This window comes from Lentzea sp. NPDC004789 (genome assembly GCF_053601075.1).
The window spans coordinates 118,274-140,271 of the sequence record NZ_JBSGBE010000004.1; the positions used below are offsets into that span (position 1 = coordinate 118,274).

At 68.3% G+C, this 21,998-nt stretch carries 21 protein-coding genes; 10 read left to right on the plus strand and 11 right to left on the minus strand.

The features are described 5' to 3' along the window. Positions 1-28: 28 nt before the first annotated feature. On the minus strand, positions 29-1,342 hold the full coding sequence (gene ccrA, locus ACWEIJ_RS10960) for a crotonyl-CoA carboxylase/reductase (protein ID WP_449836974.1): 1,314 nt from the start codon (positions 1,340-1,342) through the stop codon (positions 29-31). Positions 1,343-1,506: 164 nt separating this feature from the next. On the opposite strand from ccrA, the gene ACWEIJ_RS10965 reads away from it, so the two are divergent. Further along, positions 1,507-1,863: an SPW repeat domain-containing protein gene (locus ACWEIJ_RS10965; RefSeq protein WP_449836975.1), complete on the plus strand. Its 357-nt coding sequence runs from the start codon at positions 1,507-1,509 to the stop codon at positions 1,861-1,863. Positions 1,864-1,911: 48 nt separating this feature from the next. Further along, positions 1,912-2,490, plus strand: a complete 579-nt coding sequence (locus ACWEIJ_RS10970; protein ID WP_449836976.1) for a TetR/AcrR family transcriptional regulator — start codon at positions 1,912-1,914, stop codon at positions 2,488-2,490. On the opposite strand, the gene mce is transcribed toward ACWEIJ_RS10970, so the two are convergent. Then, on the minus strand, positions 2,453-2,899 hold the full coding sequence (gene mce / locus ACWEIJ_RS10975; RefSeq protein ID WP_449836977.1) for a methylmalonyl-CoA epimerase: 447 nt from the start codon (positions 2,897-2,899) through the stop codon (positions 2,453-2,455). The two genes, ACWEIJ_RS10970 and mce, sit on opposite strands and share 38 nt — an antisense overlap. A 124-nt stretch (positions 2,900-3,023) precedes the next feature. Here mce and ACWEIJ_RS10980 point away from each other — a divergent pair, with 124 nt between their 5' ends. The 5 genes from ACWEIJ_RS10980 (at position 3,024) to ACWEIJ_RS11000 (ending at position 8,116) form a co-directional block, all read left to right on the plus strand. Then, the gene (locus ACWEIJ_RS10980; protein ID WP_449836978.1) at positions 3,024-4,214 is read left to right on the plus strand and encodes an acetyl-CoA C-acetyltransferase; all 1,191 of its coding nucleotides are present in this window, start codon (positions 3,024-3,026) and stop codon (positions 4,212-4,214) included. Between the two features lie 11 nt (positions 4,215-4,225). Further along, complete coding sequence (meaB, locus tag ACWEIJ_RS10985; RefSeq protein ID WP_449836979.1) at positions 4,226-5,176, plus strand: methylmalonyl Co-A mutase-associated GTPase MeaB; 951 nt, start codon at positions 4,226-4,228, stop codon at positions 5,174-5,176. Next, complete coding sequence (locus ACWEIJ_RS10990; RefSeq protein ID WP_449836980.1) at positions 5,173-5,781, plus strand: hypothetical protein; 609 nt, start codon at positions 5,173-5,175, stop codon at positions 5,779-5,781. Before meaB ends, ACWEIJ_RS10990 begins: the two co-directional genes overlap by 4 nt. Before the next feature lie 182 nt (positions 5,782-5,963). Beyond that, positions 5,964-7,472 carry a sensor histidine kinase gene (locus ACWEIJ_RS10995; protein ID WP_449836981.1) on the plus strand — a complete coding sequence of 503 codons (1,509 nt, stop codon included), beginning with the start codon at positions 5,964-5,966 and terminating at the stop codon, positions 7,470-7,472. Then, positions 7,463-8,116, plus strand: coding sequence for a response regulator (locus ACWEIJ_RS11000; RefSeq protein ID WP_449836982.1), 654 nt, complete (start codon positions 7,463-7,465; stop codon positions 8,114-8,116). Before ACWEIJ_RS10995 ends, ACWEIJ_RS11000 begins: the two co-directional genes overlap by 10 nt. Here ACWEIJ_RS11000 and ACWEIJ_RS11005 read toward each other — a convergent pair. Then, complete coding sequence (locus tag ACWEIJ_RS11005; protein ID WP_449836983.1) at positions 8,113-9,423, minus strand: glycosyltransferase family 2 protein; 1,311 nt, start codon at positions 9,421-9,423, stop codon at positions 8,113-8,115. The two genes, ACWEIJ_RS11000 and ACWEIJ_RS11005, sit on opposite strands and share 4 nt — an antisense overlap. A gap of 351 nt (positions 9,424-9,774) precedes the next feature. On the opposite strand from ACWEIJ_RS11005, the gene wecB reads away from it, so the two are divergent. The 3 genes from wecB to ACWEIJ_RS11020 are packed head-to-tail and all read left to right on the plus strand — an operon-like array spanning position 9,775 to position 13,432. Beyond that, entirely contained in the window at positions 9,775-11,031 is a 1,257-nt protein-coding gene (wecB, locus tag ACWEIJ_RS11010) for a non-hydrolyzing UDP-N-acetylglucosamine 2-epimerase (RefSeq protein ID WP_449836984.1), read from the plus strand. Further along, positions 11,028-12,800, plus strand: a complete 1,773-nt coding sequence (locus ACWEIJ_RS11015; protein ID WP_449836985.1) for a DUF2334 domain-containing protein — start codon at positions 11,028-11,030, stop codon at positions 12,798-12,800. The genes wecB and ACWEIJ_RS11015 overlap by 4 nt, the downstream gene beginning before the upstream one ends. An 11-nt stretch (positions 12,801-12,811) precedes the next feature. Continuing rightward, positions 12,812-13,432 (plus strand): hypothetical protein, encoded by a 621-nt coding sequence (locus ACWEIJ_RS11020; RefSeq protein ID WP_449836986.1) that lies wholly within the window; start codon positions 12,812-12,814, stop codon positions 13,430-13,432. On the opposite strand, the gene ACWEIJ_RS11025 is transcribed toward ACWEIJ_RS11020, so the two are convergent. The 8 genes from ACWEIJ_RS11025 to ACWEIJ_RS11060 all read right to left on the minus strand — a co-directional run bounded on the left by ACWEIJ_RS11025 (position 13,417) and on the right by ACWEIJ_RS11060 (position 21,981). Next, positions 13,417-14,952 (minus strand): alpha/beta hydrolase, encoded by a 1,536-nt coding sequence (locus ACWEIJ_RS11025; protein WP_449836987.1) that lies wholly within the window; start codon positions 14,950-14,952, stop codon positions 13,417-13,419. The two genes, ACWEIJ_RS11020 and ACWEIJ_RS11025, sit on opposite strands and share 16 nt — an antisense overlap. Before the next feature lie 14 nt (positions 14,953-14,966). Next, positions 14,967-16,490, minus strand: coding sequence for an alpha/beta hydrolase (locus tag ACWEIJ_RS11030; protein WP_449836988.1), 1,524 nt, complete (start codon positions 16,488-16,490; stop codon positions 14,967-14,969). A 172-nt stretch (positions 16,491-16,662) separates the two neighbouring features. Continuing rightward, positions 16,663-17,061 carry a hypothetical protein gene (locus tag ACWEIJ_RS11035; RefSeq protein ID WP_449836989.1) on the minus strand — a complete coding sequence of 133 codons (399 nt, stop codon included), beginning with the start codon at positions 17,059-17,061 and terminating at the stop codon, positions 16,663-16,665. A gap of 25 nt (positions 17,062-17,086) precedes the next feature. Next, complete coding sequence (locus ACWEIJ_RS11040) at positions 17,087-17,488, minus strand: hypothetical protein (protein WP_449836990.1); 402 nt, start codon at positions 17,486-17,488, stop codon at positions 17,087-17,089. A 34-nt stretch (positions 17,489-17,522) separates the two neighbouring features. After that, positions 17,523-18,014, minus strand: coding sequence for a hypothetical protein (locus tag ACWEIJ_RS11045; RefSeq protein WP_449836991.1), 492 nt, complete (start codon positions 18,012-18,014; stop codon positions 17,523-17,525). Positions 18,015-18,032: 18 nt separating this feature from the next. Beyond that, on the minus strand, positions 18,033-18,530 hold the full coding sequence (locus ACWEIJ_RS11050) for a hypothetical protein (protein WP_449836992.1): 498 nt from the start codon (positions 18,528-18,530) through the stop codon (positions 18,033-18,035). A 114-nt stretch (positions 18,531-18,644) separates the two neighbouring features. Further along, a complete protein-coding gene (locus tag ACWEIJ_RS11055) occupies positions 18,645-20,705 on the minus strand; it encodes an ATP-binding protein (RefSeq protein ID WP_449836993.1) in 2,061 nt (686 codons plus the stop codon). A 289-nt stretch (positions 20,706-20,994) separates the two neighbouring features. After that, positions 20,995-21,981 carry a substrate-binding domain-containing protein gene (locus ACWEIJ_RS11060; RefSeq protein WP_449836994.1) on the minus strand — a complete coding sequence of 329 codons (987 nt, stop codon included), beginning with the start codon at positions 21,979-21,981 and terminating at the stop codon, positions 20,995-20,997. Positions 21,982-21,998 lie beyond the last annotated feature (17 nt).

The window sequence follows — 21,998 nt, forward strand, 5'->3', positions numbered from 1 at the left end:
CGCTACCCGTTCGGGTAACCCCAGAAGGTCACACACCCCGGAATCGGTTGATGGCAGTCAGGTGCTTCGCGCGCATCTCATGATCCACAACGCCCAGACCTTCTTCCGGCGCAAGGCACAGCACGCCGACCTTGCCCTGGTGCGCGTTGCGGTGCACGTCGTAGGCGGCCTGGCCCGTTTCGTCCAGTGAGTACACCTTGGACACTGTCGGGTGAATCTTTCCCTTGGCGATCAAGCGGTTCGCCTCCCACGCCTCGCGGTAGTTCGCGAAGTGCGACGAGATGATCGACTTCAGGTTCATCCACAGGTAGCGGTTGTCGTACTGGTGCATGTACCCGGAGGTCGACGCGCACGTGACGATCTTGCCGCCCTTGCGCGTCACGAACACCGAGGCGCCGAACGTCTCCCGGCCGGGGTGCTCGAACACGATGTCCGGGTCCTCACCGCCGGTCAGCTCGCGGATCTTCGCGCCGAACCGCTTCCACTCGCGCGGGTCCTGCTCCTGCTCGTTCTTCCAGAACTTGTAGCCCTCCGCGGACCGGTCGATGATCAGTTCGGCGCCCATGGAACGAACGATCTCCGCCTTCTCCGGCGAGGAGACGACGCAGATCGGCGTCGCGCCACCGTTCAGCGCGAACTGCGTGGCGTACGAACCGAGACCGCCGGACGCGCCCCAGATGAGGACCGTGTCGCCCTGCTTCATGTTGCCGCCGTTGACGGACACCAGCTGGCGGTACGCGGTCGAGTTGACCAGACCGGGCGACGCCGCTTCCTCCCACGTGAGGTGCTTGGGCATCGGCATCAGCTGGTTCGACTTCACCAGCGCGAGGTCCGCGAGACCGCCGAAGTTCGTCTCGAAGCCCCAGATCCGCTGCTGCGGGTCGAGCATCGTGTCGTTGTGGCCGTCCGGCGCCTCCAGCGGCACGTCCAGACAGTGCGCCACGACGCGGTCGCCCGGCTTCCACGCGGTGACGCCGGGACCGACGCGCACGACGACGCCCGCCAGGTCCGAGCCCACGACGTGGTACGGCAGGTCGTGCCGGCCGCCCAGCTTCTTCAGGAACCCGAACGTGGACACCGGCTCGAAGATCGAGGTCCACACGGTGTTGTAGTTGATCGCGGACGCCATCACGGCCACCAGCGCCTCGCCCGGCCCGAGCTCGGGCGTGGCGACCTCGTCGACGTGCAGCGACTTGCGCGGGTCCTTGTCCCGCGTCTCGAGGCCCGAGAACATGTCGGCCTCGTCCGCGTGCACGGTCACGCCCCGATAGCTCTCCGGAACGTCCAAGGAACCGATCGCGTCCAGCTCGTCGGCCAGGATCGCATCAAGGATCTTCTGCACGGCGGCATTCCTTCCCTAGTGAGGGATCGTCGCAGGTTGCCGGAGGTTACTCAGGAGTAACCGATTCAGAATCACGCCTGTGAGGGATTCCACTGAAGTTTCTTGACCGGGCGGCCAACCAAGCGGAGCATGGAGGTGTCCGAGTAAGGAGGAGGTGTGTGGAGATGACCAAGGCGTGGACCAGGTGGCAGGACTGGGCCGAGGTGGCTATCGGCGTGCTGGTGCTGCTCTCTCCGCTCGTCGTGGACACCTCGAACGCGGCCATGTGGACGATGATCGTGCTCGGCGCGCTCATCGCGATCGACGGACTCGTCGACCTCGCCATGCCCGCGATGATCTACGGGGAGTACGTGCAGATGGTGCTCGGCGCACTGCTGTTCATCTCGCCGTGGGTGATGAGCTACACCGACATGACGGCCGCCTCGTGGGCGTCCTGGGTCGGTGGTGTGCTCACCGTCGCCGCGGGCGCACTGGCGATGCCCGCCGCGAACGCCGCGCACTCTGCTGCGGCTCAGCACTGACGAAAACCGTGGGCCCAGGAGGAGTTCTTGGGCCCACATCCCTGCTCGATGGAGGAACGCGTGGAGGACTCGGCCAAGGAACGCATCCTGGCCGCAGCCGAGGAGCTCTTCGCCGACTCGGGCTTCGACGCCACCCCGACCTCGCGCATCGCCGAACGCGCCGGCGTGCCCAAAGGCCTGGTGCACTACTACTTCAACCGCAAGAAGGACCTGCTGGCCGCGCTGGTCGCCCGGTTGCCGGACAGCACGGTCGACCACCGCAGGGTCGTAGTGGCGGGGGACATCGCCGAATCGCTCAGAAGGCTCGTCGCGGCACTGGACGCGCGCCTGAACGCATCACCGTTGCTGTCACACCTGCTGTGGCGTGAAGCGGATACGCATTCGGCTGTCCGCGACGCCATGCAGGCGCGCTACGACAACGTCGCGGCGCAGATCAAACAGGTCATCCTCGCCGCGGGCGGCGCGGCCGTGGCGATCAAGGACGTGGAGGCCGCCGCGGCGCTCCTCGCGCTGGCCGTGAGCTACCGGCATTCGGTGGCACGGCACAGCGACGAGGACGACCCGATCGACCGAGAGCTGACGTTCGTGGCTAGTGCGCTGATGCCGCGGGCTCGACCAGCTCAATGAGCACGCCGCCCGCGTCCTTGGGGTGCACGAAGTTGACGCGGCTGTTGGACGTGCCGCGCTTGGCCTGGTCGTAGAGCAGCCGCAGGCCCTTGCCCCGCAGCACGTCCGCCGCGAGGTCCACATCGGACACTCGATAGGCGAGCTGCTGCAGGCCGGGGCCGGAGCGGCCGATGAACTTGGCGATCGTCGAGTCCTCGTTCAGCGGCGCCAGCAGCTGGATCGCGGTGCCGTCGTGGTCGCCGGGCGCGTGCAGCATCGCCTCGCGCACGCCCTGCTCCTCGTTCACCTCTTCGTGCGCGACTTCGAGGCCGAAGTTGTCGCGGTAGAACGAGATCGCCACGTCCAGGTCGGGCACCGCGATGCCCACATGGTCGACCGCGGTCACGAATCGAGCGAGTTCTGCGTTCATAACGGGCAAGGGTAGCTACCTGATCGGTGCAGGTGGGTCTGTGCGGGGTCTCACAGAATTACCGCCCAGTAGCCGCGGGTATGGTGCTCAGTTAACGACCGTTCGCTCTTCCATGGAGGCAGCTGTGTCCGGTTCCGTCATCGTCGCCGGGGCGCGCACCCCGATGGGGCGACTGCTCGGATCGCTCAAGGATTTCTCCGGCGCCCAGCTGGGTGGCGTCGCGATCAAGGCGGCACTGGAACGCGCGGGCGTGGCTCCCGAGCAGGTGCAGTACGTGATCATGGGTCAGGTGCTCACCGCCGGTGCGGGCCAGATCCCAGCCCGCCAGGCCGCTGTCGCCGCCGGCATCCCGATGAGCGTGCCCGCGCTGACCATCAACAAGGTCTGCCTGTCCGGCATCGACGCGATCGCGCTCGCCGACCAGCTCATCCGCGCCGGTGAGTTCGACATCGTCGTGGCCGGTGGCCAGGAGTCGATGACCCAGGCGCCGCACCTGCTGCCCAAGTCGCGCAGCGGGTTCAAGTACGGCGACGTGACGCTGCAGGACCACATGGCGCACGACGGCCTGTTCTGCGCGTTCGACCAGGTCGCGATGGGCTCGTCGACCGAGAAGTACAACGGCCGCTACGGCGTGACGCGCGAGGAGCAGGACGCCTTCTCCGCGCGTTCGCACCAGCTCGCCGCGAAGGCCGCCGAGAACGGCGTGTTCGACGCCGAGATCGCGCCGGTCGCCATCCCGCAGCGCAAGGGCGACCCGATCCTGTTCAGCACGGACGAGGGCGTGCGCGGCGACACCACCGCCGAGTCGCTCGCGAAGCTGCGCCCGGCGTTCGCCGCGGACGGCACCATCACCGCGGGCTCGGCGTCGCAGATCTCCGACGGTGCCGCGGCCGTGGTCGTGATGAGCAAGGCCAAGGCGGAGGAACTGGGCCTGGAGTGGCTCGCCGAGATCGGCGCGCACGGCGTCGTCGCGGGTCCGGACGCCTCGCTGCACGAGCAGCCGTCCAACGCCATCAAGGCCGCCTGCGCCAAGGAGGGCATCGAGCCCGCCGACCTCGACCTGGTCGAGATCAACGAGGCGTTCGCGGCGGTCGGCATCGTCTCGACCAAGCAGCTCGGCATCTCCGAGGACAAGGTCAACGTCAACGGTGGCGCCATCGCGCTCGGCCACCCGATCGGCATGTCCGGCGCCCGCATCGCCCTGCACCTCGCACTTGAGCTGCAGCGGCGCGGCGGCGGCGTGGGTGCGGCCGCGCTGTGCGGTGGTGGTGGTCAGGGCGACGCTCTGATCATCCGCGTGCCCTCGAAGGCCTAGTGTCTTCGGCTGTGGCCAAAGCTGTTGACGTAGCAGGACTGGTCGACCGCGCGCGTGACGGCGAGCCGCGCGCGGTCGCCAGGCTGATCTCCCTGGTGGAGCAGGGGAGTTCCGCACTGCCCGAGGTGGCCGCCGCGCTCGCTCCCCACACGGGCAACGCCCAGGTCGTCGGGATCACCGGCGCTCCCGGCGTCGGCAAGTCGACCTCGACCAACGCCCTGGTGCGGGCTTATCGCGAGCAGGGCAAGCGGGTCGCGGTGATCGCGGTGGACCCGTCCAGCCCGTTCTCCGGCGGCGCGCTGCTGGGTGACCGCGTGCGGATGGGCGACCACGCCACCGACTCCGGCGTCTTCATCCGCTCGATGGCCACGCGCGGGCACCTGGGCGGACTGTCGTGGGCCACCCCGCAGGCGTTGCGCGTGCTCGACGCCGCCGGGTTCGACGTGATCCTCGTGGAGACCGTCGGCGTCGGTCAGTCCGAGGTCGAGATCGTCGCGCTCGCCGACACGACCCTGGTGCTGCTCGCGCCGGGCATGGGCGACGGCATCCAGGCCGCCAAGGCGGGCATTCTGGAGATCGCCGACGTCTTCGTGGTCAACAAGGCCGACCGCGACGGCGCGGACCAGACCGCGCGCGACCTCAAGTACATGATCTCGCTGGGCCGCCGCGACCGCGAGGGCCCGCTGTGGCGGCCGCCCGTGGTGAAGACGGTGGCCGCGCGGGCGCAGGGCCTGGACCGCGTGGTCGAGGCCGTCACCGAGCACCGGTCGTGGCTCGCCGCGCACGGCGAGCTGGAGGAACGCCGGCTGCGCCGCGCGGGCGCCGAGATCGAGGCGATCGCCGTGGAACGCGTGCGAACCCGGTTCGGCGCGGTGGACCAGCTGGCCAAGCGCGTGGTGTCCGGTGAGCTGGACCCGTTCGCCGCCGCCGAGCAGTTGATCAGCGGTAACCTGCGGCCATGACCGCTTGGGGACCGCCTCCGCCCGTCGTCGTCGACCTCGGCAGGAGCGCCACCCGCAAGGTGCTGGCCGGCGGTTCGGTCGCCGGCGTCCTCGGCATTCTCGCCCTGGTCGGCGCCGTCTTGGCGTTCGCGGACGGCGAGCCGGTCGGCGGGATCATCGCGGGCGTCATCGGCGTCGCCTTCACCGGCATCGGCCTGATGGCCGTGGTGAAGTGGAAGACGATCTCCCGCCCGCGCAAGCTGATCATCGAACCGCAGGGCATCCGGCTGGACGACCCGCAGGGCATGCCGTGGGCGGTCGGCTGGCAGGAGCTCGGCGCGATCTCGATCTCGCGCACGCGGGAACGCGCCGTTCAGCTGGCAGACGCGCTGGTCAGGCGCACCATGGTCCGGGTGGATCTGCATCCGCGCGACCCGCAGCGGTTCCGGCCGGCGCACCCGACGATGGAGCCGCTCTGGGAGTTCCACCGGGTGCAGAACGGCTACCGGCTGCCGCTCGGCGACTCGGCGGGCTTCATCGCGCCGATCGACCACGGCCTGCGGACGTTCGCGCCGCAGATCTACCGCGGCGTGATCGACGAGGGGTTCACCGTCGGTCTGCACTGAGCGGCACGCGGGGACCTTTCGTACTCTCGGAGAGTACGAAAGGTCCCCGCGTGCCGTAAGCACATACGCTCAGTAGTTTTGGTTCTCACCGTTTGCAGTGATGGTCTCCCCCTTGACTACGCTGGGGAGTTACCCTCAGTCGTTCGTACGGTGTCACTTCTCTCCCCCCAAGGGGTGAAGCCGTGGGCAGCAACGTGAGCACGGAACAGCGAGTGCTGGACGTTGTGCTGTCCTTCTCCACCGACGAGACCCTGCCTGACCTGCTGCGACACGTCGTCGAGTCCGCGTGCGAGCTGATCGGGGCCCCGTACGGCGCCCTCGCCGTGGTCAACGGCCACCGCGAACTGCTGGAGTTCGCCCAGAACGACGGTCAGGTCCACATCACGTCCGGTGACCCGCGTTCGATCGGCGTGGCGGACTACCTCGGCGCGCAGGTCGTGGTCCACGACGAGACGTTCGGCAACCTCTTCCTCGTCGGCAAGCCCGAGTTCACCGACCAGGACCGCGACATCCTCACGGCACTGGCCACGGCGGCGGGCTCGGCCATCGGGCACCTCGACCGCTACGAGCAGACGCGCAAGCGCGAGGCGTGGCTGCGCGCCGCCGCCGAGGTGACCACCAACCTCCTGACCGGCACCAACGGCCGTGATGCGCTTTATGTCGTGGCCAAGACGGCACGTGCGGCCGCGAAGGGCTACGTCGCCGCGCTCGTCCTGCCCGACCACAACGGTGACCTCGTCGTCGAGGTGACCGACGGCGGCACGTACGACGCCGAGGGCATGCGCGTGCCGCGAGAGGGCACGGTCACCTACCGCGTCTACGAGTCGGGGCAGGCGGAGTGCCACGGCGAGGGCACGGTGCCGACGGTGCCGGGGCCGTGCGTGGTGGTGCCGTTGACCGTGGGGGACCGCCGGATCGGCGTGCTGATCGTGGCGAGGCAGGAGGGCGAGCCCGAGTTCGACGACCCCGAGCTGGTCGAGGCCTTCGCCGCGCAGGCGGCGCTCGTACTGGAGTTCACGCGCGCACGGGGCGACACCGAGCGGTTGGCGGTGCTGGAGGACCGCGACCGCATCGCGCGCGATCTGCACGACCTGGTCATCCAGCGCCTCTTCGGGCTGGGACTGGGGTTGCAGGGGCTGACCGGGATGACCGCGAGGCCCCAGGTCACCGAACGGATCAGCGGGTTCGTGGAGGAGGTCGACCACACGATCCGCGAGATCCGCCGAACCATCTTCTCCCTGCAGGAACCACCGTCCGGGGGCACGAGTCTGCGCGGGCAGCTGCTGGGCGCGGTGCACGAGTCCGCGCGGCTGCTCGGGTTCGAGCCGGACGTGTCACTGGAAGGGCCGCTGGACACCGTGGTGCCGGATCAGCTGAGGCCGGATCTGCTGGCCACGCTGCGGGAGGCGCTCACGAACGTCGTGCGGCACGCGAGGGCGCGGCACGTGGCCGTCGTCGTGAGCGTGAACCGCACGATGACGCGGCTGGAGCTCACCGTCACCGACGACGGCCGCGGCTTGCCGTTGACTGACGATTCCTCCGGCGTGCCCCATCACGCCGGGGGGCTCGCGAACATGGCGGCTCGGGCGCGGCGCCATCACGGTGACTGCGCGGTGGACTCGATCCCCGGTGCGGGCGTGAGCATCACGTGGTTCGTCCCGCTGGTCCTGCAGGAGGCGACATGGCGATAGCGGTGCTGTTGGTGGACGACCACGAGATCGTGCGCCGCGGCCTGGTGCAGTTGCTGGCGCAGGCGGACGACATCCGGGTCGTGGGACAGGCGGACAGCGCGACGGCCGCGATCACGCTGGCACCGCGGCTGCAGCCCGACGTGGCGATCATCGACGTCCGGTTGCCCGACGGCGACGGCGTCACGGTGTGCCGGGAGATCAGGAGCCTGGTGCAGCCGCCGCCCGCGTGCCTGATGCTCACGTCCTATTCGGACGATGAGGCGCTGTTCGGCGCGATCATGGCGGGCGCGTCCGGGTACATGCTGAAAGAGGTGTCCGGCAACGATCTCGTGGCAGCGGTGCGCACGCTCTCGGCCGGCGGCTCGTTGCTGCACGCCGGTGTCACGGCGACCGTCCTGCAACGGCTGAGAGGCGGTCCGGAGGAAGATCCGCGGTACGCCGCGTTGAGCCCGCAGGAGCGCCGGATCCTCGACCTCATCGCCGAGGGCATGACGAACCGGCAGATCGCCAACCGGTTGTTCCTCGCCGAGAAGACCGTGAAGAACTACGTGTCGTCGTTGCTGCACAAGCTGGGTTTCGACCGCCGCACCGAGGCGGGCGTCTACGCGGCCAGACGCAGACGCACCCACCCCGGTGCCTTCTAGGCGACTCTGGGCACCGGCTTCGAGGCCGGAACCTCCGCCAGCCGTTCCGTCTTCGCCCACGTGTTGCGCCCCGCGAAGTGCCGGTACAGCGCGCGCAACGTGGAGATCGAACCCATGATCAGGAATCCCGGATAGGCCAGGCCCACCGCCAGGCACCGCCACAGCCGCTCGTCGCCGTGCTTGAGCCGGTGCACCACACCCCAGATCAGGCCGGGCAGCACCAGTGCCACCAGCCAGATTCCCACTGCCGCCAGGGCGTTCGAGCCGTTCGCGGTGATGCCGCCGATGTTGTGGCCGCTGAACTGCGCGTAGAAGTTGATGCCCACCAACGCGGTGATGAGCAACGTCATCGGCGCGACCAGCCACGGCGTCAGCAGGTACTGCAGGAACTCGAGCAGTGCGATGGATCCCACGTGCTTGGCGCGCACCAGCTTCGGCACGTACCTGAGGCACTGCAGGTTGCCCTGACCCCACCGGGTGCGTTGGCGCAGCAGGCGGTTCACGTCGATCAGGCCCTGCTGGGTGATCGTCGCGTGCGTGGCGTACCGGATGCGCCGGCCCATCAGGTGCACGCGCAGCCCCAGTTCCAGGTCCTCGACCAGGCAGGCGGACCAGGGTGCGTCACCGAGTTCCGTCAGCGTCGAGAGCCGCACGAACTGACCGTTGCCGCCGAGTCCGACCGTGCCGACGACGTCCCGCAGCGACTGCGAGGCGTCCACGACACAGCTGAACTCCAGGTCCTGCAGGAACGCCAGCAGGTTGGTGCGGTTGTGGATGCGGACGCGGCACTGCACGGCGCCGACGTCGCGCTGGCCGAAGTAGGACGTGATCTCGGACAGCATGCCCGGCTCGCCGCGCCCGTCGCCGTCGATCACGCCGATGATCGTGCGGTGCACCGTGCCCGCCTCCTCGGCGAGGCCGCGGATGTACCGGTACGCGTGGTTGAGCGCCTCGCCCTTGCCCTTGCGGGCGTCCGGCAGGTTCCGGCGCAGCACGTGCAGCCGGTGGTCGTCGATCTCGGCGAGCACGTGCGGTGTGCGGTCGTCCGAACCGTCGTCCACCACGACGACCTGGACCGGTGTGCGCGCGCCGTCGAGCGCCAGCGCGGAACGGACCGTGTTGGCGACAACACGTTCCTCGTTCAACGCCGGAATGATGATCCAGTACTGCAGCGGATGCCGTGACGGCACTTCTGACCCATCCGGTTTCGGCCGCCACCACACGAACAGCGCGAGTACCAGGTTGTAGCTGGGCCAAAACACGAGCAACACGAGCATGAACGTCGCGAATTGTGTCGTGTCGGTCATGACACAAACCTGTCTACAAAAGCGGTTGCGCTGGCAACGACAGCGAACCGGATCTGAAGTTGAGTCATTGCTGGCTCCTGGTAACGAAGCGCTGGGCGGGTACGAGATACCAGACAGCAAGGCCAGGAGCTGGTGTTAGAGGCGAGACTAGGGGCAGGCAGAGCGGAGCGTCAACCGGCCATATCGGGGACGAATGGAGCTTCGTTACACGAACTTCGTAAAGCCAATCACCGATCTGGCGGTACCTGCGCGGGACGGGTACCAATTGATTGTCAGCGATGATCGAGTTGCCGTCGAGATAGCGCGCACGTTCGCCGCACGTGCCCTGGATAGAGTCCGAAGAGGTAAAAGATGGGACCAAGTGCCCTGGTGCCCGGCCCGAGGCGGTTCTACCGCGGAGAGGTTCCCGAGGTGTTTCTCGTCGCGGGAACTCGCCCGGAGGCCGTGAAGATGGCACCGGTCGCCGCCGCGATGTTCGCGGCCGGGCGGATCCGGCCCGTGGTGGTGAACTCAGGACAGCACCCCGAGATGGTCGACCAGGCCCTCGAGTCGTTCGGTTTCGCGGCGGACGTGCGGCTCAAGCTGAACCGCGTCACGGGCGGTCAGGCCGAGCTGACCAGCCAGCTGATCGAGGAGCTCGACCGGCTCTTCACCGAACGGTCACCGGCCGCGGTGCTCGTCCAGGGCGACACGACGACGACGCTCGCGGGCGCGCTCGCCGCGTTCTGGCAGCAGATCCCGGTCGTGCACCTGGAGGCCGGCCTGCGCTCGCACGACCTGACGTCGCCGTTCCCCGAGGAGGGGAACCGCAAGATGGTCGGCCAGCTCGCCTCGCTGCACCTCGCGCCGACCGCGGACGCCACCGCGCACCTCGCCGCGGAGTCGTTGCGCGGCAACAACGTTCTGACGGTCGGTAACACCGTGGTCGACGCCGTGCTCGACGTCGCCGCCCGCCGCGCGCCCTACGGGGACGTGCGGCTGCAGGAGATCGAGAACAGGGTCAACGCGGGAGGGGCGCGGCTCGTCCTGGTCACCACGCACCGCCGCGAGTCCTGGGGTGAGCCGCTCGACCGCGTGCTGCACGCCGTGGCCGACATCGTCGCGGCCCGTCCCGACGTCGAGGTGGTCCTCCCGGCGCACCCGAACCCCGCTGTGCGCCAACAGGTGCTGGACGTGCTCGGGCACGTCGGCCGCGTCACGATCACCGACCCGCTGCCGTACGCGCAGATGGCCCGGCTGCTCGCGCAGTGCACGCTGGTGCTGTCCGACTCCGGCGGCATTCAAGAGGAGGCGCCGTCGTTCGGCGTCCCGGCGCTGGTGCTGCGGGACGTGACCGAACGGATGGAGGCCGTCAACGCGGGCTGCGCGGTGCTCGTCGGCACCGACCGCGAGCGGATCACGTCGCTCACCATTCGTCTGCTCGACAACCCCTCCGCGCGGGAGGCGATGACCGCCGACGGCAACCCGTTCGGCGACGGGCTCGCCTCCGTGCGCACCGAACAGGCCTTGGCCTGGCTGCTGGGCCTTCAGCAGCAACGACCCGTTGAGTTCGCTCCTTACGCCGGCAGCGCGAGCGTGCGCGTGCCGGGAGAGGTGGATGTGGCATGAGGGCCAGACTTCTCAAGGCGGCCGCCGGGGCACTGCTCGCGGTCTCGCTGATTCCCGCGCCCGCGCAGGCCGTGGACCTCTCGCTCGGCCTGAACCTCGGCGAGCTCGCCGGCAGCACCCTGCCCGCGCCGCCGTTGACGACCACCAAGCCGTCAACGACCAGCTCCCGCATCACCCAGCGCACCTCGCAGCCGGGCGTGATCTCGACGGTGCTCGGCACGCTCGGCCTGTCCTCGACCGCCGCGGCGGGCACGAACGGCGGTGGCGCACCGGGTGCGAAGTCGACGCAGAAGACGCTGGTCCTCTACGACAGCACCGGCCCGTGGGCGTGGCTCGGCGAGGCCTACGCGGTCGAGACGGCCAACCTCGTCTCGCACGGCAGCCCGTACGTCATGCACCCGGTCGCCGGCTACACCGCCGGTGAGCTCTCCGGCTACACCGGCGTGATCTACATCGGCTCGACCTACGACGAGCCGATCCCGGTGGCGTTCCTCGACGACGTGCTGGCCACGACCAAGCCGGTGCTGTGGATGGCGCACAACATCTGGCAGCTCACGGCTCGCGCACCGAGCTTCCAGACGACCTACGGCTGGAACTGGGTCCAGTACGACACCGGCGCCGCGACCACGGTCCGGTACGAGAACACCGACCTGGGCCGCAGCCCGCTCGCGACCCCGTCCGGCCTGATGATCACGTCGATCACGAACCCGGCGATCGCGTCGGCACCGGCGATCGCGACCGGGTCCGCGGCCGGCCCGATCAACTGGGCCACCAAGTCGAAGAACCTCACCTACATCGGCGAGATCCCGTTCAGCTACGTCGACCACGGTGACCGCTACCTGGCCGCGGCGGACCTGATCAGCAAGGTCTCGAACCCGGCGATGGCCGACCGCAAACGGGCACTGGTGCGCATCGAGGACGTCGGCCCCGACGCCGACCCGACCGAGCTGCGCGCGGTCGCGGACTACCTGTACGCGCAGCGCATCCCGTTCACCATCGCGGTCTACCCGCGCTTCGAGAACCCGCTCGGCGCCGACAACAACGGCGTGCCCGAGTCGGCGAACCTGGCGCAACGGCCGCAGGTCGTCAACGCCCTGCGGTACATGACCCAGCGCGGCGGCACGATCCTGATGCACGGCTACACGCACCAGTTCGGCAAGATCGCCAACCCGTACGACGGGCGCAGCGGCAACGACTTCGAGTTCTACACGGCCCACGTCGACGCGAACAACAACGTCATCTACGACGGACCTGTGCCCGGCGACTCGGCGTCCTACGCCCAGGGCCGCGTCAACTCGGCGTCCAGCGCGTTCGCGCTGGCCGGCTTCGCCCGTCCGACGATCTTCGAGCCGCCGCACTACGCCGCGTCGGCCGCGGACTACGAGGTCTTCCAGCAGAACTTCGGCAAGCGCTACGACCGCGGCCTGTACTTCGCGGGCTACTGCCCCGGTGGCGCGTGCGGCACGGGTGCCCCGCAGTACGACAAGATCTACGGCCAGTACTTCCCGTACCTGGTCCGCGACATCTACGGGTCCGTCGTCGCCCCCGAAGCGGTGGGCAACGTCGAGCCGGAGCCGTTCAACAACCACCCGGCCCGGCTGCCCGCCGACCTGATCAAGACGGCGAACCAGCTCAAGGTGGTCGATGATGGGGTCGCGAGCTTCTTCTACCACCCGTACCTCGGTACCGGGTACCTGAAGCAGACCGTCGACGGGCTGAAGGCGGCGGGCTACGCGTTCGTGTCCGTCGCGACCGTGATGGCGGGATGACGGGAGGTTCCGTGCGCTGGTTGTGGGCGGTGCTGATCCTGGCCGGATGTTCCGCCGGTCAGGGCGGTCCGCCCACCTCCAGCGCTCCGGCGACCGACGAGGGCTGGCAGGTCACCGTCTACTACACGGCAGTCGAGTCGTTCCACAGCGGACCGGCGGTGCCCGTGCACGGGTGCCCGGTCATCGACTGCGAGAAGGGCCACGACCTGCTCGGGAACTTCCCGCAGTCGTTCGCGAAGGCCGTGAAGGACGAAGGTACCGGCCGGACGACCTCCGGCCGGTACCTCAACTGGTCCTACGACAAGGGCTACTGGCTCGACACCGCACCCCGCGACTCGTTCGGCAAACCTCTGCGGCCGTTCGTCTCAGCGGCCGCGGACGGTCTGAAGACCGGGTCGCGGATCAAGCTCGTCTCGTGTGGACAGACGCCGGAGGGTGCGAACGTCGACTCCTCCGTGTGCCAGAAGCTCGCGTCCTCGTCGTGGGAGATCACCGACGAGTTCACGCCGGGACTGGGCGGTCAGCGGCACATCGACCTCTACCTCGGCGAGGAGACCGAGCCCGGGTTCACCGAAAGCCCTTGGTACACCACGCTGTCCGAGGCTGTGCTGGAGATTCACCAGCCGAGCTGAACCGCCAGCCGCTGCGCCTGCTCCAGCACACCCGCCTGCTGCTGACCCGGCGCCGGCAGCGGCACACCGGGACAGGTGAGGTCGCCGGTGGGCGTGACGCGGTCGACGAGATAGCGCTCGACGATGTCGTTCACGCACGGGTTGTCGAACCCGTAGATGCCGTGGTCGCCCTCGTCCTTCACCGTCAGCATCCGCGAGCCGGCGAACCCGGCGTGCGCCTTCTGCGCGCCTTCCAGCGGTGTCGCCGGGTCGCGCACCGACTGCACCATCAACGCCGGTGCGACGCCGATCCCGTTGGGGTGCTTGAGGTTCACGTTCGGCCGGTCCCAGAACGCGCAGGGGCCCATGATCTGGTAGTAACCCAGCAGCGGCCACTTGGCACCGTCGCGCACGGCGTCGCGCTCCAGGTACTTCCGGTCACCGCGGAACGGCGTGTCGTTGCAGATGATGGTGTTGAGCGTGGCGTTCTGCGCGTCCGGGTAGCTCGCCTGCGCCGTCAGCTGCGGGGACACCGCGCCGGCCAGTTCGGCCAGCTTCCGCGCGGCGGCGTCGAACCCGTACTTGCTGTACTGGGCGCGAATGAGCAGGAAGTCCAGCGACATCGGGTAGTACGTGCCCTCCGGCAGCGTGACGGGCTGCTGGGCGAGCTTCGCGCGCGTCCGCTCATAGGCCTGGCGCACTTCCTCCCCGGTCTTGCCGAGGTGGTAGACGTCGTCGTACTTGGCGACCCACGGTGTGAAGTCGGTCCGGAAGCGCCGCTCGAAGCCCATGCCGAAGTCGCCGAAGATCGCCTGCCACGGCGCGGTGAACTGGGTGTTCGAGTCGAGCACGATCTTGTCGAGCGTCTTGGGGAAGTAGGTCGCGTAGTACGCGCCCAGCCAGGTGCCGCCGGAGTAGCCGAGCCAGTCGACCTTCTTGCGGCCCAGCAGCTGCCTGAGCAGGTCCAGGTCCTTCACGGTCTGGTCGGTGGTGACGTACCTGCCGAACTCGCCGGACTTGGTCTGGCAGAACTTGGCCTGCAGCTCCATGCCGCCGTAGATCAGGTCGAGGTTGGCCTTGCTGCGGTCGCGCGGATCCGTCGCGCCGAGCGCGTCGAACATCCCGCACGTGACGTTGCTGCTGGCGCCCGTGCCGCGCACGTCGATGCCGATGATCTCGGCGTTCTCGCTGAGCTTCGGCCGGTTCAGGAACATCACCGGCATGGTCCGCCCGGCACCGCCGGGGCCGCCGGGGTTGGTGAAGACCGTCGACTTCGCGGTGCCGTTCTTGGGCGTGAGGCGGCTGACCGCGATGGTGATGGTCTTGCCGTTGTCCGGGTGGTTCCAGTCCATCGGCGCGGTGAAGGTGCCGCACTCCAGGCGTTCGGTGCCGGGCGGGGCTGTGGGCGGTACCGAGCTGAAGCACTTCTGCCACTGGATCTGCTGCGTGGCGAAGGTGCTCTGGGCCTGGGCCTGTGGAGCGATGAGCAGCGATGTTGCCGTGGCGACGGCTAAGGCCGCCGCAGTCTTCTTGCGGTGCATCGGTTTCCCCTCTTCTACCAACCGAACCGGGTGGCGAGCTGCCGGGCCGTCGTGAGCGGGTTCTGCACGGTCTCGCCCGGTGCGGGCAGCGGAACCCCTGGGCACGTCAGGTCTTTCGCGGGCGTGACGCCGTCCACCAGGTAGCGCTCGACGATGTCGTTCACGCACCTGTTGCCGAGCCCGTAGATGCCGTGGTCGCCCTCGTCCTCAACGGTGAGCAGCACCGAGTTGTTGAAGTTCCGGTGTGCTTTTCGCGCGCCTTCGAGCGGTGTCGCCGGGTCGCGCACCGACTGCACCATCAACGTCGGTGCGACGCCGACGCCGTCGGGGTGCTTGAGGTTCACGTTCGGCCGGTCCCAGAACGCACAGGGGGCCATCACCTGGTAGTAGCCGACGAGCGGCCACTTGGCGCCGTCCCGCGTGCCGTCCTGCTCCAGGTACCTGCGGTCACCGCGGAACGGCGTGTCGTTGCAGAGGATCGAGTACGCCGTGGCGCTCTGCGCGTCCGGATAACTGGCCTGGGCCGCGAGCCGCGGTTGCGCGGTGCCCGCGAGCTCGGCCAGGACCTGGGCCGCCTCGGCGAAGGCGCTCTTGCTGTACTGGGCGCCTATCAGCACGTTGTCGAGCGACACCGGGTAGTAGGTGCCCTCCGGTCGCGAGACGGGCTGCTTGGCGAGTGCGGCACGCGTGCGTTCGTACGCCTGGCGGACCTCCTCGCCGGTCTTGCCGAGGTGGTAGACGTTGTCGTACTTGGCGACCCACGGCAGGAAGTCGACGCGGAAGCGGCGTTCGAAGCCCATGCCCCAGTCGTCGAACACCGGCTGCCACGGGCCGGTGAACTCGGCGTTGGAGTCGAGCACGATCTTGTCGAGCGTCTTGGGGAAGTAGGTCGCGTAGTACGCGCCCAGCCAGGTGCCGCCGGAGTAGCCGACCCAGCTGACCTTCTTGCGGCCCAGCAGCTGCCTGAGCAGGTCCAGGTCCTTCACGGTCTGGTCGGTGGTGACGTACCTGCCGAACTCGCCGGACTTGGTCTGGCAGAACTTGGCCTGCAGCTCGATGGCGCCGTAGAGCAGGTCGAGGTTCGCCCTGCTGCGGTCACGCGGATCGGTGACGCCGACGGTGTCGACGTTGCCGCAGGTGACGTTGCTGCTGGCGCCCGTGCCGCGCACGTCGATGCCGATGATCTCGGCGTTCTCGCTGAGCTTCGGCCGGTTCAGGTAGACCAGCGGCAACGTCCGGCCCTCACCGCCGGGTCCGCCGGGGTTGGTGAAGACGGTGCTCTTCGCCGTGCCGTGCAACGGAACCGTGCGGCTGACCGCGATGGTGATGGTCTTGCCGTTGTCCGGGTGGTTCCAGTCCATCGGCGCGGTGAACTGCCCGCACTCCAGCCGTTCCGCGCCCGGCGGCGAGCCGGGTGGCACCTCCTGGAAGCACTTCTGCCACTGGATGGTCTGCGTGGGACTCGCCTGTGCCTGTGGTGCGATGAGCGATGTTGCGGTGACGACGGCGAGTGCCGCCGCGAGTTTGCCGCGGTGCATTCGGTTCTCCCCCTTCCGCCGGCCGAGCCCGGCCGGCACCTCAGCTCACCCCGTCGCAGGGGGCGGGAGCATCGGTCTAAGGGCGGTAACCGCTTACAACTCTGGTCTTACGCCGATCCGGCCAGCCGGACATGACAGACGTCACGCCCGGCTGGCCGGATCGACCCGGTGGTCAGCGGCGGTGGAACTTCACGACGTTGTCGCTGGGGCGGTCCCAGCTGCCGTAGAAGGCCCAGTTCCGGTAACCGCCGTCGCCCTTGCGGACGAACTCGCCGTCGCCCGAGAAGACCACCCAGCGGTACTCGTGGTTCTTCGGGTAGCTGTCGCAGGGCACTGCCCAGATCGTGCCCGAGGAGACGCCACCGCTGAACCTGATGGACTGCTCGGCGCTCGCCTTCCAGACCATGATGTTCTTGGACGTGTCGGATCCCCAGCCCTGCAGTTCGGAGATCTTCGTGCTGAGGTCGCAGGTGTTGAGGTAGTCCGCCATCGCCGCCTGAGGGGCCGCGACGGACAGCGCGCCGACGAGTGTCAGCAACGCGAGGCCTTTGGCCGTCATCTTGGTCTTCATCTCGCGGTGTCCTTGTCTGGAGAGGTCAGCGGGGCAGGAAGGTCACGTGCCTGTCGTTGCGGGTCCAGCGGCCGTAGAAGGCCCAGTTCCGGTAACCGCCGTCGCCCTTCTGCGTGAACTCACCGTCTCGGAAAATCGCCCAGAGGTAGAAGCTCGTGACTCCGACGTGGTTGTTGCAGTCGAGAGCTCTGACATTTCCCTGGACCACGACTCCGTTGAGACGAGCGCTCTCTCGTGCGGAGTCTTTCCAGACGATGATGTTGTACTGGCCGTTGGTGTCCCAGCCGCGCAGTTCGTCGACCTTTTTGCTCAGATCGCAGGTGTCGATGTCGGCGGCGACTGCGGACTGGGGTGCTGCCAGGGCGAGCGCGCCGGTGAGCGAAAGCAGTGCGATGCCGTAGGACGCGATCTTCTGCCGGACCTTCATGGTGTGGTGTCCGTTCTTCGGTGAGGGGAGCCGGTCAGGGGCGGCGGAAGTTGACGGTCATTCCGTTGCGGGTGAACCAGCCGCGGAAACCCCAGTTCTCCCAGCCGCCGTCACCGGTGTTGGTGAAACTCCCGGCTTCCGCGATCCACATGCCGTAGTTGATCTGGCCGTAGCGGATGTTCGCGTACAGCCGGATTCCCTGGAGGTTGTGCGTGTACCCCTGACTGAGGTTCATGATGATGACGTTGAAGCGACTTCCGCTCGCCGAGAAGGCCGTGTCGACCGCGCGCTGGACGAACTTGTCCCGGGATTTCTCCCTGATGCCGCTGATCGCGTTGGCGACCTGGACGCCGTTGGCGCCGTTGTCCGTGTGCACGGTGACGGAGACGCTGGGCGGATCGTCCGACAGGACGACGGGGGCGGGAGCGGAGGTGGGCTGGCCGACCGCGGCGTGTCCCTGGGCCCCTGCTCCGAGCAACGCGAGCACGGCGATCGGCAGGGCGACGAGCAGTGTCTTGAGCTTCATCTGTTGTCCTTTGCGGATTCAGGGCCTGCGGAAGTTCACGGTCATTCCGTCGCGGGTGAACCAGCCGCGGAAAGCCCAGTTGCCGTAACCGCCGTCGCCCTGGTTGGTGAACGTGCCGGAACTGAAGACGATGACGCGGAAAGAGGGATATCCGCTGCCGTGGACGTTGGCTTCGTAGACGACGTTCTGCAGATTCGCGGAGTACCGGTTGCCGGTGTTGATCACCATGACGTTGTACTGCTGGCGGGCGTCGTAGAAGGCGCCCTCCATCAGGCTCTTCACGTAACCGTCTCGGTTCTGACCGTGCTCGATGGCGTCCTGGACAACTTTGATGATCTTGTTGGTGATGTCCAGGCTCTTGGTGAAGACGTCGATGCCGACGCTTTGGACGGCCATCTCGCCCGAGGTGGAGACCGGCGCGGCGGGCGCGGCCTGCGCTGCGGCAGGAATCATCGCCCCGGTGATGGTGGCCGCGCCGATGAGCAGTGCGATCACCTGTTTGCGAATGACGTGCATTCCGTTTCTCCCTGATCCCGCATTCCTGGCTGGGTTGCCACGGTGTCGAAATCATTTACGGGTGTGCGCGGAGTGCTCAAGTGATCACTGGTGCTCACTGCTGCTCAACACTGCTCACGCCGGGCGCCGTGAGCGGAGGTTCCAGAGGTGGTCGCAGACCAGCTGCACCCCGGCGGTGAGATGCCTGCGGTACGTGCTGAACGGCATGGCGAGCCGTTCCGCGGTGCCCGCCTGGGTGGTGTTGCCGTTGAGGTAGGTCGCGGTCAGGACGCGGTGGTGCTTCACCGTGCGCGGGGTTTCGGCCAGCTGCGCGATCACCTCGGCCAGCTGGGCGCGCAGCGTCTCCGGCGAGGAATCACCGAACTCACCGGCCAGCGCGCGGTCGCGGAGCAGCGGGTTGGCCGACAGTTCGGCGGGGTTGTGCAGGCACCGCAGCGCGTCCTTGACCGCCGCGTCGAACTCCGGCCGTCGCGAGTCGTGGACGGCACGAACGCGGGCGGCGGGTTTTCGCTCCGTGCGGAGGCCGAGCCGCCGGTCGAGGCAGCCCAGCAGCTCCTCGGCCGGCGCCGCCCGCGGGTCGCGGACGTTGAGGTGGACCGGGATGCCTTCCCGGACAACGGTTCCGGTGTCGGAGAAGCCCCAGCGAGCTAGCCAGTCCGGGGTGTCGCCGTGGACGAGCCGGAACGACCAGGCCGGCTGGTCCGCGTGGAAGACGTCGGCGACCTGCCGCCAGGAGAGCAGATCGGTGATGCCCTCGACGCCGAGTGCGGCCGGGTCGACGACCCCTCGCACGACGACGATGTGCTCGCCGTCGCCGAGCGGTCCCGTCCTGGCCACGTGGGTCCAGGCGGCAGCCACCGCCGGATCCGCGGCCGACTCCTCCGCCACGGGTCCGGCCAGCCGCAGCCGCAGCAGGAAGGCGACGATCCGGCCGTCGGCGCAGGACCGGTAGGTCCGCACGGAAGAAGGCCGGCGGTCCAGCCAGAACCTGATCACCGGCACGAACGCGGCCCCTCTGGCCCACACGGCGACGCGGAGCACCGCGGCCCGGTCCTCCTCGCGGAACTCGTCCTCGTAGGTTCCGTCGGCGGCGTGCCGTCCGCCCTCCGGCACGGGCCCCTCCTGGCGGTGCAACCGGCAGAGGTGGATCAGCTCGCGGGTCCGTGCCATCAACTGTTCCGGGGGCGCCGAGCGGACGCGCCCCACCAGATGGGCGCGCAGTCCCTGGTGCACCAGGGTGAATCCTTCCGGATCGCGCCAGCGCAGGTCGGCGTCGAGCACCCGGCGCAGCACGTTGCGGGGGAACAGCCCGCGCTCGCCGTGCTCGACGAACGGCAGGCGCCGCAACCAGGTGAACAGTGCCGCGGCGTCGTGTTCGGGAAGCACGGCGCGCAGCAGTTCCTCGGTCGTGATCAGGGTGTGCGCGCAGATCTCCAATGCCCGCAGGTGGACCGGTGTCGGAGGTTCGTCCAGCAGGCACATCAGCAAGGTGCTGATCACTTCGGGCGGGGGCGCCCACTCCGCCGAGTGGTCGTCGTCCTGGGTGATCGCCTCGGCCGCCAGCCGCAACGCCAGCGGATGTCCACCGGCGAACCGGAGCACGCACCCGTGCCGCTCGTCCGGCACACCGCACGTCCGCAGCAGCTCCACCGCGTCGGCCGTGCCGAGATCGTTCAGCCGGACGACCCGCGTGAGAGCCGCCCAGCCCGCGTCCAAGGTCCATTGTGGACCAACAGGCTGTCGTCCGGCGACGACCACCACCGCGTCCTCCGGCAGGTGGGGCAGGAAGTGGTCGCGCAACCACTCTTCCTCGTCCTGGCAGTGCTCGAACGCGTCGATCAGCAGCACGGCCGAGCGGAGGTGGAGCGCCTGGTTCGCCTTGGTCCGGAAGTGCGCCTGTCGTCCGGCCACGGTCCGGCAGTCGAGTTCGACCACGGCACGGCCGGCTGCGGCGGCATCGTCGGCGAACCGGTGGATCAGCGCCGACTTCCCGACGCCGCCCACCCCGTGCAGCAACAGCACCGTGCGGCCCTCGGGCGCGCCTGCCAGGACCTCCCGGAACTCGGTCAGCTCCTGGGCCCGGCCGACGAAGGCGCGTCTGCGCGCCTTCGAGAGCCGATCCGCGAGCGGTGCGGGCAGGCGAGTGAGGGCACGCGGACCGGTCGGCTGCGCCATGTGCGGTCATCCTTAGAGAGCGAGAACCAATTCATTTCACGCCTCCCGCTTGCGCCGGGCGACTTGGTTCCGACTTTCTAGCAGAGCTGTAAGGGCAGGGGGAATCGTACTTCAGGACGAGTGGATGACATTAACCGTGATAACTGTTGAAGTTCGGTTTCGACGTTGCCTTGTTGGTCAACGCCGCAGGTAGAAGCGTCCTTCGGTGCTCACAGGTTCCTCACGAGTTCCTCACTGGAATGTGAAAAGGGCCGTTCCGCGTGGAAACGGCCCTTTTCACAATTCAAGGTCAGCAGGACTGCTTGTAGAAGTACTTCGAGTTCTTGTCCGCGTCGTCCTTGGTGATCGCGACCAGGTCGGTCTCGATGTTGCGCTTGGTCTCCTTGCCCTCGATCGCGGCTAGGGCCTGCTCGACCCCCTGCTTGCCGATCGTGCCCGGGTCCTGGGCGATCAGGGCCTGCACGGTGCCGGCCTTCAGGTCCTGCACCTGCTTGGGCGAGGCGTCGAAGCCGACCAGGTTCACCGCGCCGGTCTTGCCCGCGTTGCGCAGACCGGTCGCCGCGCCCTCACCGGTGTTGAGGTTGGTGGCGAACACACCGATCAGGTCCGGGTTCGCGGCCAGCGTCGCCGTCACCTTCGAGGCGGCGGTGGCGGGCTCGTTGTCCGTGTACTGCTGCCCGATGTACTTGAGGTTCGGGTAGGCCTTGATGGCGTCCTCGAAGCCCTTGGCGCGGGCGTCGGTGGTGGACGTGCCCGCCTTGGTGTTCAGCACCAGCACCGAACCGGTCTTGCCCGCGGTGAGCTTGTTGATCGTCTCGGCGGCCAGCTTGCCGCCCTGCTCGTTGTTGGAGGAGATGGTGGACGAGGCGATCGAGGTGTCCTGCAGCTTGGTGTCGACCTCGACGACCTTGATCCCGGCGTCCTTGAGCTGCTTCATCGGGCCGGCCATGGCCTTGTCGTCGGTCGGCGCGATCAGCACCGCCGCGGGCTTGGACGCCAGGACGCCCGTGACGATCGGGGTCTGCTGGGCCGCGTCGAACTTGGCGGGGGCCTGCGTGTCGAACTCGTAGCCCGCCGCCTTGGCCGCCTCCTGGAATCCGCACTGCATCGAGATGTAGAACGGCTCGGCCGTGATGCCGGGGATCAGCACCAGTTTCTTGTTGGCGGCGGCGTTGCCCGAGTTCGAGTCGCCGATCTGCCCGCCACCGCCGCACGCGGCGAGCAGGAACACGGCGGAGAGAGCCGCGGAGAGAGTCATTGAGGAGCGGATCTTCATTGGTCCAGCACCTTTCC